This window comes from Orenia metallireducens (assembly GCF_003001995.1).
GTDB classification, from domain to species: domain Bacteria; phylum Bacillota; class Halanaerobiia; order Halobacteroidales; family Halobacteroidaceae; genus Orenia; species Orenia metallireducens_B.
The window spans coordinates 22,425-38,931 of sequence record NZ_PVNB01000035.1; the positions used below are offsets into that span (position 1 = coordinate 22,425).

At 29.3% G+C, this 16,507-nt stretch carries 15 protein-coding genes and 1 pseudogene; 2 read left to right on the top strand and 14 right to left on the bottom strand.

Features of this window, described 5'->3' with window-relative positions:
- Positions 1-239: 239 nt before the first annotated feature.
- Both hslO and BX659_RS16605 read right to left on the bottom strand, forming a co-directional pair.
- On the bottom strand, positions 240-1,127 hold the full coding sequence (gene hslO, locus BX659_RS16600) for an Hsp33 family molecular chaperone HslO (RefSeq protein ID WP_097019368.1): 888 nt from the start codon (positions 1,125-1,127) through the stop codon (positions 240-242).
- Positions 1,124-2,011, bottom strand: a complete 888-nt coding sequence (locus BX659_RS16605) for a PHP domain-containing protein (protein ID WP_097019369.1) — start codon at positions 2,009-2,011, stop codon at positions 1,124-1,126. The genes hslO and BX659_RS16605 overlap by 4 nt, the downstream gene beginning before the upstream one ends.
- A gap of 458 nt (positions 2,012-2,469) precedes the next feature.
- Here BX659_RS16605 and BX659_RS16610 point away from each other — a divergent pair, with 458 nt between their 5' ends.
- Entirely contained in the window at positions 2,470-3,537 is a 1,068-nt protein-coding gene (locus tag BX659_RS16610) for an HD-GYP domain-containing protein (RefSeq protein WP_097019370.1), read from the top strand.
- A 325-nt stretch (positions 3,538-3,862) separates the two neighbouring features.
- Here BX659_RS16610 and BX659_RS16615 read toward each other — a convergent pair whose 3' ends face one another.
- From BX659_RS16615 to BX659_RS19140, 12 genes are all read right to left on the bottom strand, one after another.
- The gene (locus BX659_RS16615; RefSeq protein ID WP_097019371.1) at positions 3,863-4,450 is read right to left on the bottom strand and encodes a DNA-3-methyladenine glycosylase; all 588 of its coding nucleotides are present in this window, start codon (positions 4,448-4,450) and stop codon (positions 3,863-3,865) included.
- A 146-nt stretch (positions 4,451-4,596) separates the two neighbouring features.
- Positions 4,597-5,373, bottom strand: a complete 777-nt coding sequence (locus tag BX659_RS16620) for a thermonuclease family protein (protein ID WP_097019372.1) — start codon at positions 5,371-5,373, stop codon at positions 4,597-4,599.
- Between the two features lie 197 nt (positions 5,374-5,570).
- Positions 5,571-5,846 carry a hypothetical protein gene (locus tag BX659_RS16625; RefSeq protein ID WP_097019373.1) on the bottom strand — a complete coding sequence of 92 codons (276 nt, stop codon included), beginning with the start codon at positions 5,844-5,846 and terminating at the stop codon, positions 5,571-5,573.
- A 323-nt stretch (positions 5,847-6,169) separates the two neighbouring features.
- A complete protein-coding gene (locus tag BX659_RS16630; RefSeq protein WP_097019374.1) occupies positions 6,170-6,859 on the bottom strand; it encodes a hypothetical protein in 690 nt (229 codons plus the stop codon).
- Positions 6,860-7,038: 179 nt separating this feature from the next.
- Entirely contained in the window at positions 7,039-7,191 is a 153-nt protein-coding gene (locus BX659_RS19135) for a hypothetical protein (protein ID WP_172431998.1), read from the bottom strand.
- Positions 7,192-7,468: 277 nt separating this feature from the next.
- Positions 7,469-8,263, bottom strand: a complete 795-nt coding sequence (locus BX659_RS16635) for a helix-turn-helix domain-containing protein (RefSeq protein ID WP_172431999.1) — start codon at positions 8,261-8,263, stop codon at positions 7,469-7,471.
- Positions 8,264-8,731: 468 nt separating this feature from the next.
- Entirely contained in the window at positions 8,732-10,171 is a 1,440-nt protein-coding gene (locus BX659_RS16640) for a TolC family protein (protein WP_097019376.1), read from the bottom strand.
- On the bottom strand, positions 10,152-11,237 hold the full coding sequence (locus BX659_RS16645) for a TolC family protein (protein ID WP_172432000.1): 1,086 nt from the start codon (positions 11,235-11,237) through the stop codon (positions 10,152-10,154). Before BX659_RS16645 ends, BX659_RS16640 begins: the two co-directional genes overlap by 20 nt.
- A 79-nt stretch (positions 11,238-11,316) precedes the next feature.
- Positions 11,317-12,471: an HlyD family secretion protein gene (locus BX659_RS16650; protein WP_097019378.1), complete on the bottom strand. Its 1,155-nt coding sequence runs from the start codon at positions 12,469-12,471 to the stop codon at positions 11,317-11,319.
- Entirely contained in the window at positions 12,468-14,681 is a 2,214-nt protein-coding gene (locus tag BX659_RS16655) for a peptidase domain-containing ABC transporter (protein ID WP_097019379.1), read from the bottom strand. Before BX659_RS16655 ends, BX659_RS16650 begins: the two co-directional genes overlap by 4 nt.
- Before the next feature lie 471 nt (positions 14,682-15,152).
- Positions 15,153-15,284, bottom strand: coding sequence for a class IIb bacteriocin, lactobin A/cerein 7B family (locus tag BX659_RS16660; protein ID WP_097019380.1), 132 nt, complete (start codon positions 15,282-15,284; stop codon positions 15,153-15,155).
- A gap of 291 nt (positions 15,285-15,575) precedes the next feature.
- Positions 15,576-15,779: a hypothetical protein gene (locus BX659_RS19140; protein ID WP_181186456.1), complete on the bottom strand. Its 204-nt coding sequence runs from the start codon at positions 15,777-15,779 to the stop codon at positions 15,576-15,578.
- 381 nt (positions 15,780-16,160) lie between these two features.
- Between BX659_RS19140 and BX659_RS16670 the strand changes: the two are divergent.
- Positions 16,161-16,507 (top strand): annotated as a pseudogene (locus BX659_RS16670) (IS3 family transposase); the annotation flags it as partial.

A 16,507-nucleotide genomic window follows, 5' to 3' on the forward strand; every position in this document is an offset into this window, starting at 1 on the left:
TTATAAATGATTATATTGAATATACTGTTCTAATATATAAATTAAGATAGTAGAGTGATATTACGACAGTAACGAGTGATAAGAAGAGCTTCTTACTCGTTATCCGTTACCCATCATTCGTCACTAATTACTAAAGTGTCGCAATATCCCCATTAATAGGCACTCCATATAAAAATAGAGAGGAATAATACCCCTCCCCTCTACAATTAACTTTCTTAATATTAATTTCAAGAAAAGTCTTAATTATCCTCTTTAGATTTGGCTAAGATTTCCTCTATATTCTCTTCATCAAACTGATAAGACTGATTACAGAAGTGACAACGTATTTCAACCTTCCCTTGCTCTTCTAAAATATCTCTAATCTCATCCTCACCTAAGCTAGTTGCTAAAGCAGCAATTCGATCTCGATTACATTTACACTTGAACTTAACATCAGCTTGCTCCAAAACTCTAAATTCAAAACCATCTAATAGCTTCTCTAAGATCTCCTCTGGTGTTAAGCCTTTCTCTATTAAAGCACTGATTGACTTTATCTCTGCTAAGTTCTCTTCTAACCTACTTATAGTCTCTTCACTGGCATCAGGTAGTAGCTGAACTAAGAATCCACCTGCTGCTTTAACCGATAAATCGGTGTCGACTAGAACGCCTAAGCCTACTGCTGAAGGTGTCTGTTCAGATTTAGTGAAATAATAGGTCAAATCTTCAGCAATCTCACCAGAGATCAATGGTACACTCCCTGTATAAGGTTCTTTTATCCCTAAATCCTTCTTAATAGTCAAATATCCTTTACCTACAGCCTGAGCTACATCTAGCTTTCCTGCTTCATTCTTGATAAAATCAATATTAGGGTTACTTACATATCCCCTAACCTCACCCTTATAATTGGCATTAACAATAATTCTCTTTAAAGGTCCATCCCCCATAATATCTAAACTGATCTCCATCCCTGATTTAACTAGATTTCCAACTATCAATCCTCCAGTTAAAGCTCTTCCTAGGGCTGCTGTTGCCACAGGTGTAGTCTGATGTGCCTGCTGAGCATGATTAACTGCATCAGTAGATCTAACTGCTACAGCTCTAAGCTCCTTATTTGTTGTCATTGCTCTGATAATATAATCTTGTGTCATCTATTACTCCCCCTTAACTCTCTTAATTGCTCTATAATATTATAATCATTTCCTGCTACTTCTCCAAGCTCTATTTTAGGCTTTAAATGACCATGGAAGTCACTTCCAGCAGTTATTAGTAGACCTTTCTTCTTAGCTAAAGCTACCCACTTCTTTATCTCTTCTTCATTATGATAAGTACTATAGGATTCAATCCCCTGTAAGCCTGCTTTAATTAAATCATCTATCACCTCTTCATCTTTAGGACTCAATGTAGCTCCTGGATGGGCCAAGACAGCTACACCACCTATATCCTTAATTAACTTGATAGTCTCCTTTGCTGAAGGCTTCCAACAAGGAATATCAGCAGGCTGTCCTGCTCTAAAGAAGTCTAAATAAAAGTTGAAGTAAGGTTGGTCACTCTTTTCACCAGTATAATAAGTCTCTAAATCTGGATTTTTTCTACTTTCATCCTTTGCTAATAGAACTTCAGCAATAAATCCTCCCAAAGGTCTATCATTATCTGATGCTTCTAATACCTCTTGCTCAGTAATATTAAAACCCAACTCCTGTAATCGCTCAATTCTCCCATAGAATTGTTCTTTTTTAGCCTCTTCTAGCCCTCCTAATAACTCTTCTATCTTAGGAGAGTTGTAATCTATATAGTATCCTAAAATATGTAAAATATTATCACCATAATTTGTATCAAACTCAATTCCAGGAATGATCTCTAAATTATTATCTTTAGTTAGCTCTAATGCCTCTGCAATTGCATCAGTTAAATTATGATCAGTAATAGAGATAGCTGCTAAGTCTTTATCTATAGCCATAGCTATCAACTCCTGAGGAGTAAAATCTGCATCATCACTATAATTGCTATGCATATGTAAATCTATCTTCTTCATTATATCCTCCTTTATTATAATTCCAGCCACTTTACTAGATTATAGTTTAAACCATATACATAAATATATCAAATTATTATAGAAAAAATCAATATTATTAAATAATTATATTATAAAAATAAGTCTCATTAGATTTAGATCCTAGTTTCTCTACAAAAATTTACTTATCTAAAAAGCACAGTTAAACAACTATCTTCCAACTGATAATAAATATTAAAGATTAGATATATTTTAATATAATAATCAATAAATCTTTTGATAAACCCTGATAATTATCGGGATTTATTGAAAAATTTATAAAAATATCATTTGACATAAATTGGTGAGTTAATTATAATCAATTTATTGCATAGGTTAATTATATAATAAAGTACCTATCCACTAGTTAATAATGTCAAACTAATAAAAGTAATTATACTATAACTATAAATAACTTAATTTTTATAAGGAGCGGAAAAATGAGACTAGTTAGAACCAAAGATATAAATTCTAAGATGAAATTAGCTAAACCTATCTATCATCAAAAAAACATACTATTAAATACTAATTGCAAAAATTTATATAAATATAAAAAAAGATTATTAGAACTTGGTATAAATAGTGTCTACATAGAAGATAAGATATCAGAAGATATAACAATCAGTACTTTAATCACTGAAGAAACTAAATTAAAAGGTAAGAATATGATTAGAAAAGTCTTTAGAGACATCTCCACAGATCAGCATATTAATATCAATCAAATTAATAAATTTATTGAAGAGCTAACTTGGGAAATATTAAATAATCAGGAGGTATTAACAAGCCTAATAGATATAAAGAGTTATGATTCATATACCTTTGACCATTCTGTAAATGTTGCAGCCTTATCATTACTGATTGGAAAATTACTCAATTACAATAAAGCCCAATTGATTAAATTAGGAGTTGGAGCTATCTTACATGATATAGGCAAAATAACCATTCCCAAAGATATCTTAAATAAAACAACTAAGCTCAATAACTCTGAATTTAAGGCTATCAAAGAACATCCTAATTTAGGATATAATAGCATGAAAAATCATTATAAGATTAGCCCTCTGTCAAGAATTGTAATCTTATCCCATCACGAGAAGGTTGATGGATCTGGATATCCAAAAGGATTGGTTGGAGATGAGATTCATGAGTTTGCTAAAATAGTAGCACTAACTGATGTCTTTGATGCTCTTACTAGTGACAGATGCTATAGAAAAAAATGGTCTACAAATAAAACTATTGATTTCTTAATCGCCAATGCCAATAGCCATTTCGATATCAATATTCTCAATACATTTATTCAAAAGGTTCCTCTTTATCCCAATGGAACCTCAGTCAGATTGAGTACTGGAGCAATAGCTGTTGTAAAAGAGCAAAATAACAGCTTTCCTCTAAGACCAATTGTTAGAGTCTTTAAAGATGAGCTAGGAAATAATTTAGAAAAATCATATACAGTCAATTTACTAGAAGTTAAAAATATTACTATAATAGATGAGATAGATGAGATTGAATAAGTTATATTAGTTATGTTGACCTTAACTTATTATTAATGAAATTTAAATAGGATCTTGTATAGAGATATTACAACAATAACGAGTGGATAGGAAAAATCCAATCAGGGATTTTTCCATTACGAAGGGTTCAAAGAACCCGAAGGATGAGTAACAAGTGACGAGAGGAGATTTTTGCTCGTTTCTCGTCACTCGTCACTGATTACTAAACTGTCGCAATATACCCATTAATTTTCACCTCATGATCGGAAACCTATTAACTACTCATGAAATAGAAACTTTATTATACCCTATCTCTTTTCTTTTTAGAGATAATAGTTAAAATAGCTTATCTTGATACAAAAGAATTTCCCTTGATATAAAAACGCCATAGCTTGTCCTTATATTCTTCTGCATAATCTATATTGATTCGCTTACCCTTTACTACCTCTACCCTCTCATCAGAGTCTAAAATATAAAGCTTATCACCATCAACCAAATCATATCCATTCAACCTTCTATCTATATCCAAGGCTTGACATAGCTTCCCTGGACCATTAGTCAAATCCTCTATCTTCCTACTCTTAATTTCTCTATACTCTCTAACAATATCTAGACCATCAATCGGCTCTACAGCTCTAATTAAGACTGCTTCTGGCTTCCCTTCACTAGCAGTAACTATATTCAAACAATTATGGATTCCATAAATCAGATAAACATAGGCACAACCTGCTCTTCCAAACATTACCTCTGTCCTTTTGGTTCTCTTGTTCTGATAGGCATGGCACCCTTTATCTTCAGGACCTATATAGGCTTCTGTCTCTACTATCTTAGCAATTATCTGCTGACCATCTATCTCTCTTACCAAGAGCTTACCAAGCAAATCACAAGCTACACTTACTCCATTTCTTTGATAGAAATCTAGACCTAACTTCAAAATATCCCCCCTCTATTTACAATCACCCAACTTTAGACTCAAATTTAGTTAATATCTAATATCAATATTCTTAACTACTAAACACCTAATTTAAATTCTGTTAAATATTATTCTCTTTTAACAAAAAATAATAAACTTTAAACTATCTATTTAGTAACAATTAATTCAACCTTATATTCTTCTTCATTACCTGTAATTATAATTGGGTATATTCCTTTACTTGTTTTGCAGCCAACTTTCCACTCCCAACTAACTTGACCACTATCATCTGCTATTTTTTCCTTTAAACCTACTGCCCTACTCATTCCTGATTTATAATAAACTGCAATATTGTATTTGACCTCTGGTATAGCTTTTATAGTTATTTTAGCATAATCCCCACATTTTACAACCTCAGTTAACTCAATTAACTCTATCTCTTTATTTTCTCTCCATAAACCCTTATTATTCTCCTTAGCCTCTTTTTCAAATTTCCTAAAATATTCAGAATACTTTATATCAGGGGGATATATATCTACTTGGGCATATCCTTCTAATAACAAAATAGCATTGAACATATTAGCTCTGATCTCTTTCTCAGTTACTTCCTTAATAGGATTGAGCCAGATATACCGTAATAGCCTACTATATCTATCCCTTTGGCTGACATCCTTTTCTAAATAAACTTTTTTATTTAATAATTGAGTTTCAGTATACTCAGAAGCCTCTTTCCCATAAGGCTGATCTAGTTCTGGAGCATTGACACCAATAAATCTTACTGCTTCCTTTCTACCATTGAGCAATCGAACATAGCATGTATCTCCATCAACATGTTCAACTACCTTAGCCTCTTCTACTTTATTGTTAGTTTTTTTATCTTCTTTTTCTAGTAAAAAATATGACAAGATTAAGATTAAAACCTTTACTACTTGATTATTAAGCATTTAAAAACTTATCCTCCTAAACACTAGTTAATAATATATTTTATTATACTTTAGTTTAGATAATTATTATTTGCTCAATTTCCACAGAAAAACTTGCTAATATTAAAGTGAGATAAGTCTAAAAAAGTTATAAAAAAAAGAGCTAATTAAATTATTAACCCTTAATAAATATATATTTAAAATTGTCTGAAGATAACCTATTTATTTTTTGACAAATACAACAAAATAAGCCCAACTACAAAAGCAACTATTACTGGTATACTAATAAAAAACTTACTTAAATCTCTTCCCACTAAGCCTGCTGTCCCCCAGACTTCTCCTATTATCTGCTTGGCAGCAATATTTAAAATCGCTCCTAATAGACCAACAACTACAGCAATAACTATTCTAGCTCCCCAATTATCAGCCTTCAAAGTAAAGACAACTGCTAAACTAGCTATTATGGTGGTTATAATAATATTGATAATCCCCATTTAGCTCCCTCCCTTTAGAATGGATTTATTAAGCTCACCTATAATTAAATCTTATTAAACTCTGTTTATAATTTGAATTTAAAGTTAAATATCCTACTCTAAAGTAATTTAACAATAATACATAAATCATCTTCTCTGCCTATATTAAAACTCCTTCAATCAGCTTGATAATTATATCTCAGTTCAATAAATCATAATTATAAATAGAACATCTTCTCATAATAAAAGCCCATTTATGTTAAGTCCCAATAATAAAAAAATTAAAAGAACTTAAACACAAACAGGCTATAAATATATCTTTAATAATACTAAAAAATTATCCTTTAAAACTTATGGCTGATTCCTAAACCTATAGAAGATGCAGTAAGATTCTTTAAAGGCCCCTTAACCTTGCCACCACCATAATGCCAATCATCACCAAAGAGATCATAAGTACAAAAATAACTGGCTGATAAACTTAACACCCAATCTTTCTTTATCTTTCTCTTAATAGTAATTCCTGGCTCAGCAAAAACAAAATATTTGCTCATAGTAGTACTTTGGGGATTCTCAACAATATCTTCAAAATTATCTACGTTATTTTTATGGTCTAATCTTAAATAAGCTCTTCCTCCACCGAAGCCTAAATCAAAAAATACACCAGTCTTATCACCTATATAAATTCCCTGTTCTCTAATTCCACCCAATCCAAATAGATTAAAAAAAGCCTCTTGGCCATTACTAGCCTTAGAATCAGTAATTCCACAAAAAGCAAATCCTGCATATCTAACATTAGCAGGGTTAGTATCTTCATATCTGTCTATAAGAGAACTCCCTCTAAAAATGACCATATCACCTAATGATTTAAAATCATTATCACGTAAATAATTATTCAGTTTATTAAAATTAATATTATATTGACTGATATTATATTGCCTAAACACCGAATCATCAGTTGAATTTAAATTATCACTTGCAAATACTAGACTACTATTGAATAAAACTATTAATAGTATAATAAATACTCTCTTCATAAATACACTACCTTTCTTAAATAACTAGACTAAGTGAAATTAATTTCACTATCTAATTTTATCTAGTGAAAAAATTGTTAGCCACAGGTTTTAACCTGTGGCGTTTTATAGAACCTATAGGTTAAAACCCGTGACTAACAAAAATATTAAATCTTTAATACCGTATATAGTTAAAATATTTATGGTATTGGTACACCTGCAGCATTTAATATTATTTTACCTGCATAAATTGCAGCTCCATCACTCACAGTATCTTCCACTTTATCCCTAAAGTGCGTCCACCAGCTTCCTCCATCAATCATCATTAACTCTTGCTCATTCAATTCTTTCATCAAATATTCACCTTCCTCAATAAATTATTTTTTACCTCCTGAGAAGTATTTAACCATATTTTAACATGTTTTTTCTTATTTGTAAACTGTACAATAGTATAATTTTTTACCTGATTTCCACTTCTGACTATACTATAGTACAAAATTTTTGGGGTCTTATATGAACTTTTATACTATAGTATAGTTTTAAGTGAACATTTAAAACTAATAATCTTTTCTAATTATATAGTATTATCTACTCATCTCAAGGAGTAACTTATCAAAAAGTAATTTAAAGCTATAATTGAAATTCTTCTACAGAAATAATCCCTGTCTTAATCGCTTTAATAATTGCCTTAAATATATTATCAGTATTTAGCGAATTTTTAATCTTCTTTTTATGATATTTAACTGCACTATTGCTACAACACAATTTCTCTGCTATATCTTGTTCGGTATAACCATTAATAGTCATTTTTAAAATTTCTTTCTGTACTTTAGTCACTCTTAATACTCCATCTAATAATTTAAACTCTTTATTAAGTTTATATTTCTGAATTATATTTTCTCTTAATAACAAACCAAAAGCTATTAAACCTTTTTGTAAATCTTTCATTTGAGAATCTATTACTGATATATCTATATATCCTACTATATCACCTTCTATCCAAATAGGTAGAGCAAAACAATTCCATTCTTTAAAGAAATTACAATAATGCTCCTCTGATATTAAATAAATCTCCTCTTTTAAATTCATAGCCAATGAAATAGCATTAGTTCCAATACTATCTTCAGCAAATGATATACCTGCTTTTAAAAAACAATTATCTTCTAATTTCTTACTTATTACATCTAATAGAAACCCTTGCGAATTAATTAATAAGAAAATATGATTTTGATCAACACAATCATTTATCTCATTAATACTTTCTCTAAAAATACTAATAAGCAACTTTTTTTTATTTAATTCTTCTCTAAGCTTATTTTCTTCTAACCTAATCCTAGGAGAAGACAAATCTTTTTTTAAACCTAATTTCAAACATTTACCAAGCGATTCTAAAGTTTTATTATTTATTTCTTTTTTTTCTCTCATAATCCTCCACCTCATATAATTAAATTCTATTTTTTAACAAAAAACCCTTTATTATTTAAGTGCTATTTATATACATTTATCTAGCTTTATTTTAAAAGAAAATTGGTATTATCACTCTTTTTTTAGACTAAGATCAGGTTGTGTATAAACTTCTTAATTTATATATCAGATTTTATCCTTAAAAGGCATAATTCCTATAATGAGCAAAAAAATAATAATTCCTATATTAATGTGGGAATTATTATTTAAAATAGTTTCTATTATAAGTGTGAGAATTTAAAACTAAAATTAATGGGTATATTGTGATATCTTGGGGATTAGATGGATAAGCGGCTCGATGGTTAGGTTAGATCAAACCTAACTTCCTGCAAGTCTGAAAAGATGACTCTACGTGTGAACCATAATCAAAGTATCTAAGTACTATTCTATTTCTTCATTCTACAGTTGGATAGATATATTTATAATAATTTATAGCTTAATCATCCCCACAAAATAAAATAATCTTAGCTTACTAATAATAATCTGGTCTTTAGCTGATTTGAAATCTACTAAGGCCTCTTCTAATTCTATATTCTTTTGTTTAAATTCCCTTGCTGTAATTACCCCATCTTGCAATTGCTTTTGTAATAATCTCTTTTCTAATTTAGCTTTATCTAAAGTTAGTTTTTTCTCCTGAAAATTAACTCTAGCTTCCTCTAATTTATTAATAAATTTATCAAGTTTTAAGGTTAAACTCTTCATTAGATTTTGAAAATCATTCTCTAATTTATCTAAATCATCTTTATAATCTAAATTAATTAATTCTTCCTTCCCTCCATCGAATAAATTTTGAGTTAAATTAACTCCTATACTCCATTCTTCTTCTAAACGATTATAATTAGCAACTAAATTTAACTTAGCTCTATTCTTATTCTTTTCCCATTTAAATTCTTTTTTAGTTAAATCTAATTCTAATTTATTAGAATTCACTTTAGGATTGCAATTTTTAATTCTTTCAATAAGATTACCTTTACTATATTGATCTACTTTTAATAAATATATTTTTTCTTTATTATTATTCAGATACTTTGCATCTTCTGATAAAACTATTTGGGAGTCCCTAGATAATCCCAATTCTTCTAACCATTCCTGTTGCTCCTCTATAAATTTATTGTTATTTTGAGCAAGATTAAATTCTGCTTTCTTCAAATCAATTTTAGCAATTAAAACTTGTTGCTCACCTGCTTCTTTTATAGATTGTTTCTTTAGAATTTTATTTAAGTAATCTTTACTAAAGTCATAATTCTCCTTAGCTATGTCCAAACTTTCTTTAAGCCTTAATATATTTAAGTACCCTTCAAGCCAATCAATCTTTTTGATTCCCTGTTGCCATTCAAGATTATTCTTTATTTTAAGGAATTCATTATAAGATTTTTTATACTCTTGTTCCAACTCTACAGGATTAATAGGATAGATAGGTTGAGTAACTTTCAAATTATAATCGACTTTATCCTCCAAATTTTCAGATTTAATAGAACTTAGTTTATCATTTAAAATTATATTATTTTCTAAGGTCAGTCCCGAAGAAAAGAGTTTAGTACCTTGTAATCCTATTTTTAAGTTTTTACCTTTCTCTTTCGTTTCTTCTGTAAACCCAAATTGATTCAAAACAAGATCAGTATCTTGTTGATATAATGTGCTTCCCGAAAAATCAACTTGCCAGGCAAATCCTGCCTTAATTTTAGCAAGTTCTCGCTCTGTTTTAGTTAGATTATACTCCAATTCTTGAAGAGATGGATTATTTTTTAATCCCCAATTTACTGCTTCCTGTAGGGTTATTTCTTTAGAGAATACTCTGGGGCTAATCATTAAAATTAATAATATTGTTATGTAGTAGAGTTTAATAGACTTATTTGTGAATAATATCATCAAGTGACACCCCAATCTCTAACCCCATATCTTTCTTTAAGTTTAATAATTTTAAATAATACTTAGTTATAGCAGCTTGATTATTATACTTAGCTTCTAATAATTTAACTTCAGCCGATAAGAGCTCATTTGGACTTTTTAAGCCTACTTGCTGTTGCTCTTTAATGATATTGTAGTTCTGTTTAATCTGCTTAAGATATAATTTAGTTAATTCTATAGTTTCAATAGTTTGTTGAAAGAGAGTATATTCTTTTTTTATTAAAGTTTCAAGCTCTCTCTTTTCTTTCTTATAATTTAGCTCAGTTAAATATTTACTGTTTTTTATTTTTTTTAAGTCTAACTTAGCAGTTTCAGCAACTTTTGCTTTCCTTAATGATTTTTCAGCTAACTCTATTTCTTCTTTCTTTAATTTTAAAGATAAACTATTCTCAAATGCAATATTCAATGCTTCTTTTTTAGTTATATTATATATGTCAGTTACATTTATTTGCTGTAATCGAATCTTTTTTTGATCATCTAATAACAACTTCTCTTTAAATTCTTGTAAAAGCAATTGATACTCGTCTTTAACTTTCTTTAGATCAAATACTGCATCATTATATTCCGTTTGCTGTTTTAACAAATCTAGATATCCTTTATAACCTCTTTTAACTTGTAATCTCATATCATCTAATACTCTTTTTTCAAATTCAACATCTTTCTCTTTAGCTATTATGTCCGACTTATTCTCAAGCAACTTCAAATAATCATTAACAACCTCAATAATTAATTGATTCTTATTCTGTCTATAATCATTTTTAGCTTTTGATAAATTAAATTTATTTTCTAATTTTTTATAATATGATTGAACTATTAAGTTATTACTTTTATTTTTAGTATAATCTAATTTAGAGTTATCTAAGTTTACTTTAGATATTTCTAAATCTAAATTATTTTCCAAAGCCAATTCAATACTCTCAGCTAAGGTAAGTTTATCTATCTCTTTTGCAAATAATGGACATGATATAAATAAACATAAGATAAGTATCATTCCTAAAATATTAATTTTATTAATAAATAATCTCATTAAAAACCATCCCCTATACGAACTAATCATTATGTAATAAATCTCAAAGGGCTTGAAGACTCAAGCCCTTTGAAGTTAATTAGGAAATAAAATCTAGTTTTTCTAGTACAATATAAAGTATTTTCTTGCGACGTACTACAACCCTTACTTCACTTAACATTCCTGTCTTAATAAATTCTGCTTGTCCTTTTTTATCATAAAGTTTAGTTCCTCCAATTGTTGCTTCAACATTATAAGGCAAAGAAGCATTATTTTGCTGACCAATAGTAGCATCACTAGATATCTTGGTCAGTTTTCCAGTTAAAGTACCATACTCTTTATATGGTAACGATAAAAATCGATATTTTACCTTTTGTCCAGCTTCTAACTGACTTATATCTTTATTTCTAACTGTAATCTCCATCTTTAAATTAGTACCTTCACCTGGAATAATACGTAATACTTCCGTTCCTGCTGGTATATAATCATTCTTATTAAATTTTTCTAAAACTTGCACCTTTCCAGTAATTGGTGCTCTTACTTGACTTAATTCAATACTTTCCTTAACATTCTCTAATTGCTGTTTTAGTTGAATCAGCTTATCTTCTGTAGATTCAATACCATCTTTTAAATCAACTAGTATCTCACTTCTATAGCTTTTCATACTTAGCTCAGCATAGTCATACTCTGACTTTAATTCCTCTAATGTACTTTTAGTAGTTGAATGATCACTTAAACTCTTCTCTCTTATATACCTATTTTTAGCTTTTTGATAATTTAATTTCAACTGTTGCAATTTAGATTTATAGACTAAATAACGATTATAATACTTTAAATTATCTTTATCCATAAAAGCTTTATTCTCTTTAATACTTTTTTCTAATTTGAGCAAAGATGATTTTTCGCCTTCTAATTTTATAATTTCTTTTGTGTCAGTCTCTTTTTGTAAATCAAGAGATGCTGTATCTATAACGTACAATAGTTCACCCTTGTTAACCTTCTCCCCTTCTTGAAAATTAATCTCTTTAATCTTACCACCATTAACATTTCGTATCAAACTCACATTCTGAATTGGTCTAACTACACCTGTTGCCTTTACTACTATATCAATCTCACCAAACCACATCCATACCAAAGCTACTACTACAATAGCCAGAACTAAATAAATAAAAGTCACTATAAAATTAGGCTCTTTAGCTTCTAACATCTCTCTACTATCTGACAAATCCTCAAAATTAATTATCTCAGCTCTCATGATACTGCCTCACCTACTTTAATCTTCCCTAGAGTTTGTCCTGCCCACAATTGATAATACTTTCCTTCTGCTTTGATTAGCTCATCATGACTACCTTGTTCTAATATCTTCCCTTTCTCTAAAACTACTATTTTATCACACTGCATAATTGTACTTAAACGATGGGCAATAATAACAGTAGTAATTCCTTTACTTAACTCTTCAATAGTATGATGAATCGCTTTCTCAGTAGCCGTATCAAGATTACTAGTGGCTTCATCTAAAACTAGGATATCAGGTTGCTTTAATATCGCCCTAGCAATTGCAATTCTTTGGCGTTGCCCCCCTGATAAGTTTGTTCCTCGCTCACCCACTAATGTCTCATACCTTAAAGGAAGTTCATTGATAAAATTATGAGCCTGAGCTTTCTTGGCTGCATCTACTATCTCATCCATAGTAATATTTTTTAAGCCAAAAGCAATATTCTCTCTTAAAGTACCACTAAATAAGAAGACATCCTGAGGAACATAACCAATATTTCTTCTTAAACTCTCTAGATTAATATCTTTAAGATTATAATTATCAATTAAAATTTCACCTTCTTGTGGAATATAATACTTTAATAACAGTTTAGCCAAAGTAGTCTTTCCAGAACCACTCTCACCAACAAGAGCTATCTTTTCACCTGGCTTAACATCTATATTAATCTCCTCTAATACCTTTTTTCTAGTACCATAACGAAAATCCATATCCTTAATTTCAATCTTTCCTATTAACTTCTCGGGACTTATCTTCTTGAGTTCATTCTCTTTTTCAATATCTAAATCTAAAATTTCACCTAAACGGTCAGAAGCTACAAAAGCTTCTTGAAGTTGGGGTTGTAGATTAATTAACCGTTGAATCGGGTCGTAAAAATACGCCAATAAAGCATTAAAGGTAATCAATTGCCCTACACTAATATTACCTTTGATTACCTGTAAACCCCCAACCCAGAGAATTACCAACTCACTAACAGAAGTAAGTGCCATCTGTAAAGAAGATTGGAGATTTCTCATCCAAGTAACCTTAAAGATTGATCTGACAAATTTGATAAATCGACTTTCTGTCTCTAAATTGGCTTCATCTTCACCATTAAAAGCCTTGATTGTAGCTATTCCAGAGACTGATTCTACTAGATATGATTGTAGGTCTGCTGCCTGTTCCATCTCTTTACGATGAATTTTTTGAAAGGGACTATTAAAACTCCAAACTACAACTATATAAAAGGGAATAATTACTGCTGATACCCAAAAGAGTGTAGAACTTTGTATATAGAGTATAATTCCACCTACAATTACCATCAAAGTATCCAACATTACTGAAATTGCAGCACCTGAGATGGCACTTCTAATCTTTGAAGCATCATTCAAACGGGATAATATCTCCCCAACTTTACGAGTATCAAAAAAAGACATAGGTAACTCTAATACATGCTGGTAATAATTTAATATCAAAGCTAAATCTATCTTCTGACTTAAATATAAAAGTAAATGACTACGAAATGCACTCATCCCAATCTTAAATAGAGTTAAAATTACTACTCCCGTTGAAACAATATGTAGGGTCTTAGTCAATCCATCAGATAATACAGTATCAATCAAATATTTAAAATAAAATGCACCTATAAGTCCCATTAAAGTATATAAGATTGAAGATATGAAAATTTCCACTAGTAACCGCTTGTGGGGAGTTATCAACCCAAAAAATCTGGCAAATAAACCGGTAGTTTCATCACCTTTCTCAAATTTTTCTGTTGGTGTCAATAAGATTAAGACTCCAGTCCAAATCTCATAAAATTCCTCACGTTTATAAGTGACCAATCCTCTACCAGGATCAGCTATTATTATCTCATTCTCACCAACTTCATGAATCACTACATAATGCATCAACGTACCATCAATAATTACATGAGCTATAGCTGGCAAAGGAAAATCTTCATCTAAATGCTCAGGCTCTGCTTTGACCCCTTTAGCTGAAAAACCCAATTCTTTAGCTGCTTTAATCATCCCTAAAGCATTAGTTCCTTTCTTATCTGTACCTGCCACTTCTCTAATCTGGGTAATTGGTATCTTCAATCCATATTGCTTGGAGATTGTTGCTAAACAAGCTGCACCGCAATCAGTTAAATCATGCTGTTTGATACAATAGTACTTTTTAAATTTTCTCTTGAGTTTGTTTAGTGTTTTTTTCATTTATACCACCTTGTCAGTCACCTAGTTTTCAAATGATTATAATGCTAGATTATATAATTTTTTCTTTAATAAAAAATTATATATTATTTTCCAAAAACACATATAACTAAAAATTCCTATTCTTCCTATCAAACTAAAAACAAATATAATTTTTTGATTTTCAAGCTTCCCTTTATTGATAATAAGTTGAATTATTAATTTGTTCAAATTTTTTATCCAAGATATTAACATAAGTCCATTATTTAAAAATGTTTTTTAAATAATTTTTGAATCTTCTAAAATATTTCTTATACGAGTGTGGATAAAAATACATAAAAATAATATCAACTAAAATCATCAATATTATTATAATTATCAAATTCAACTTCATATTTACCCCTTCCTTTATATCAGTTATTTAAAAAATAAATATAATAACTAAAAGAAACACAATTATTGTGTTTCTTTTAGTTATTATATTAAGCCAAATTTTTAGCAAGATACATCTTTATATCTGTCACGATGAACTTTTAAAATTAAGCCAGAAAATCTCATCTGCATTCCTGCAAAAGGAATCCACCCTCCATCAACCATCATTAACTCTTGTTCATTCAATTCTCTCATCAATTCTTCACCCTTTCCTCAATTATGTAGTTATTTTTTACCTCTTGAGAAGCACTGTATCTATATATTACCATAGATGTTTTAATTTGTACACTGTACTATAGTACAAATTTTTGCACTATTTCCACTTCTGACTATACTATAGTACAAACTTTTCAACGTTTTATCTTCAAATTTATACGATAGTATAGTTTTAAGTGACTATTACTTTAAATAAAAAATTTAATTAGTCTCTCTTTAGTAAACGTATAATACTCTTCTCAAATACTAAATATGTCATAAAACTATTCTTTAATCTAAAGTTGAATTCTTCTTTAAGAATATCCCGTATATTAATAACACCAAAGTAATTCCACCTTGAGTTAAAAGTAAATTTTCTGGAATATCTTTAATACATAATAGGGTTAATAATAAGCAGATTAAATATAGTCCACCAATTATAAGAATAATAGTTCCTCCATTACTCTTCCAGTTCTTAATACCTATAAATTTCATACTATATATTATAAGTGGAATCCCTAAAATTAAAGTATTTATTAAAACAGATATATATTCTATAGTTATCTTGTATTTATCAATATTCTGAATCATAAATATAAAACCTGACAATATAGAAAAAATACCTGATATTAATAAAAAAAGACCCAAATATTTCTTTAACATTGTTCCATAAACCTCCAATTTATTCAACTTATTTCTATTAAATTGTAATTTTTAAAATCATTCTAAAAACTACTTTTAATATGATATTTATTCAATAATTGATCTCTATAGAATAAACTATTTGACCTTCCCACTGTTTGTGAGACAGTAAGTTAAGGTATATAATATAATCATTCAAGGGGGAATAAAAATGACTGAATCTAGAAGAACATATTGTGCAAAGTTTTAGAAGTATCTCGGTCAGGATATTATAAATGGTTAAAAAGAAAACCAAACAAAAGAAAAGAGGAAAATGATAAATTAAAGCTTAAAATAGCTGAAATATACTGGCAAAGTAAGGTACCTATGGTAGCCCTAGGGTTTATAGAAAACTTAGAAACGAAGGCATTTAGATGTAATAAAAAACGAGTAGAAAGACTAATGAAAGAACTTGGTTTAAAAGCAATCCAAAAACGTAAATTTAAAGCTACAACTAACTCTAATCATAATTTGCCTGTAAATGAGAATATCCTGAATCGAGAATTTGATGTAAAAGAAAGAAATAAGGTCTGGGTTTCAGA

Bases quoted from the DNA above. Each gene is read 5' to 3' on its own strand.
- BX659_RS16645 (WP_172432000.1), bottom strand. From the start codon at position 11,237: ATGAGATTATTTATTAATAAAATTAATATTTTAGGAATGATACTTATC.
- BX659_RS16635 (WP_172431999.1), bottom strand. From the start codon at position 8,263: ATGAGAGAAAAAAAAGAAATAAATAATAAAACTTTAGAATCGCTTGGT.
- BX659_RS19135 (WP_172431998.1), bottom strand. From the start codon at position 7,191: ATGAAAGAATTGAATGAGCAAGAGTTAATGATGATTGATGGAGGAAGC.
- BX659_RS16650 (WP_097019378.1), bottom strand. From the start codon at position 12,471: ATGAGAGCTGAGATAATTAATTTTGAGGATTTGTCAGATAGTAGAGAG.
- BX659_RS16620 (WP_097019372.1), bottom strand. From the start codon at position 5,373: ATGCTTAATAATCAAGTAGTAAAGGTTTTAATCTTAATCTTGTCATAT.
- BX659_RS16655 (WP_097019379.1), bottom strand. From the start codon at position 14,681: ATGAAAAAAACACTAAACAAACTCAAGAGAAAATTTAAAAAGTACTAT.
- hslO (WP_097019368.1), bottom strand. From the start codon at position 1,127: ATGACACAAGATTATATTATCAGAGCAATGACAACAAATAAGGAGCTT.
- BX659_RS16605 (WP_097019369.1), bottom strand. From the start codon at position 2,011: ATGAAGAAGATAGATTTACATATGCATAGCAATTATAGTGATGATGCA.
- BX659_RS16640 (WP_097019376.1), bottom strand. From the start codon at position 10,171: ATGATATTATTCACAAATAAGTCTATTAAACTCTACTACATAACAATA.
- BX659_RS19140 (WP_181186456.1), bottom strand. From the start codon at position 15,779: ATGAAATTTATAGGTATTAAGAACTGGAAGAGTAATGGAGGAACTATT.
- BX659_RS16630 (WP_097019374.1), bottom strand. From the start codon at position 6,859: ATGAAGAGAGTATTTATTATACTATTAATAGTTTTATTCAATAGTAGT.
- BX659_RS16610 (WP_097019370.1), top strand. From the start codon at position 2,470: ATGAGACTAGTTAGAACCAAAGATATAAATTCTAAGATGAAATTAGCT.
- BX659_RS16625 (WP_097019373.1), bottom strand. From the start codon at position 5,846: ATGGGGATTATCAATATTATTATAACCACCATAATAGCTAGTTTAGCA.
- BX659_RS16660 (WP_097019380.1), bottom strand. From the start codon at position 15,284: ATGAGAGAATTGAATGAACAAGAGTTAATGATGGTTGATGGAGGGTGG.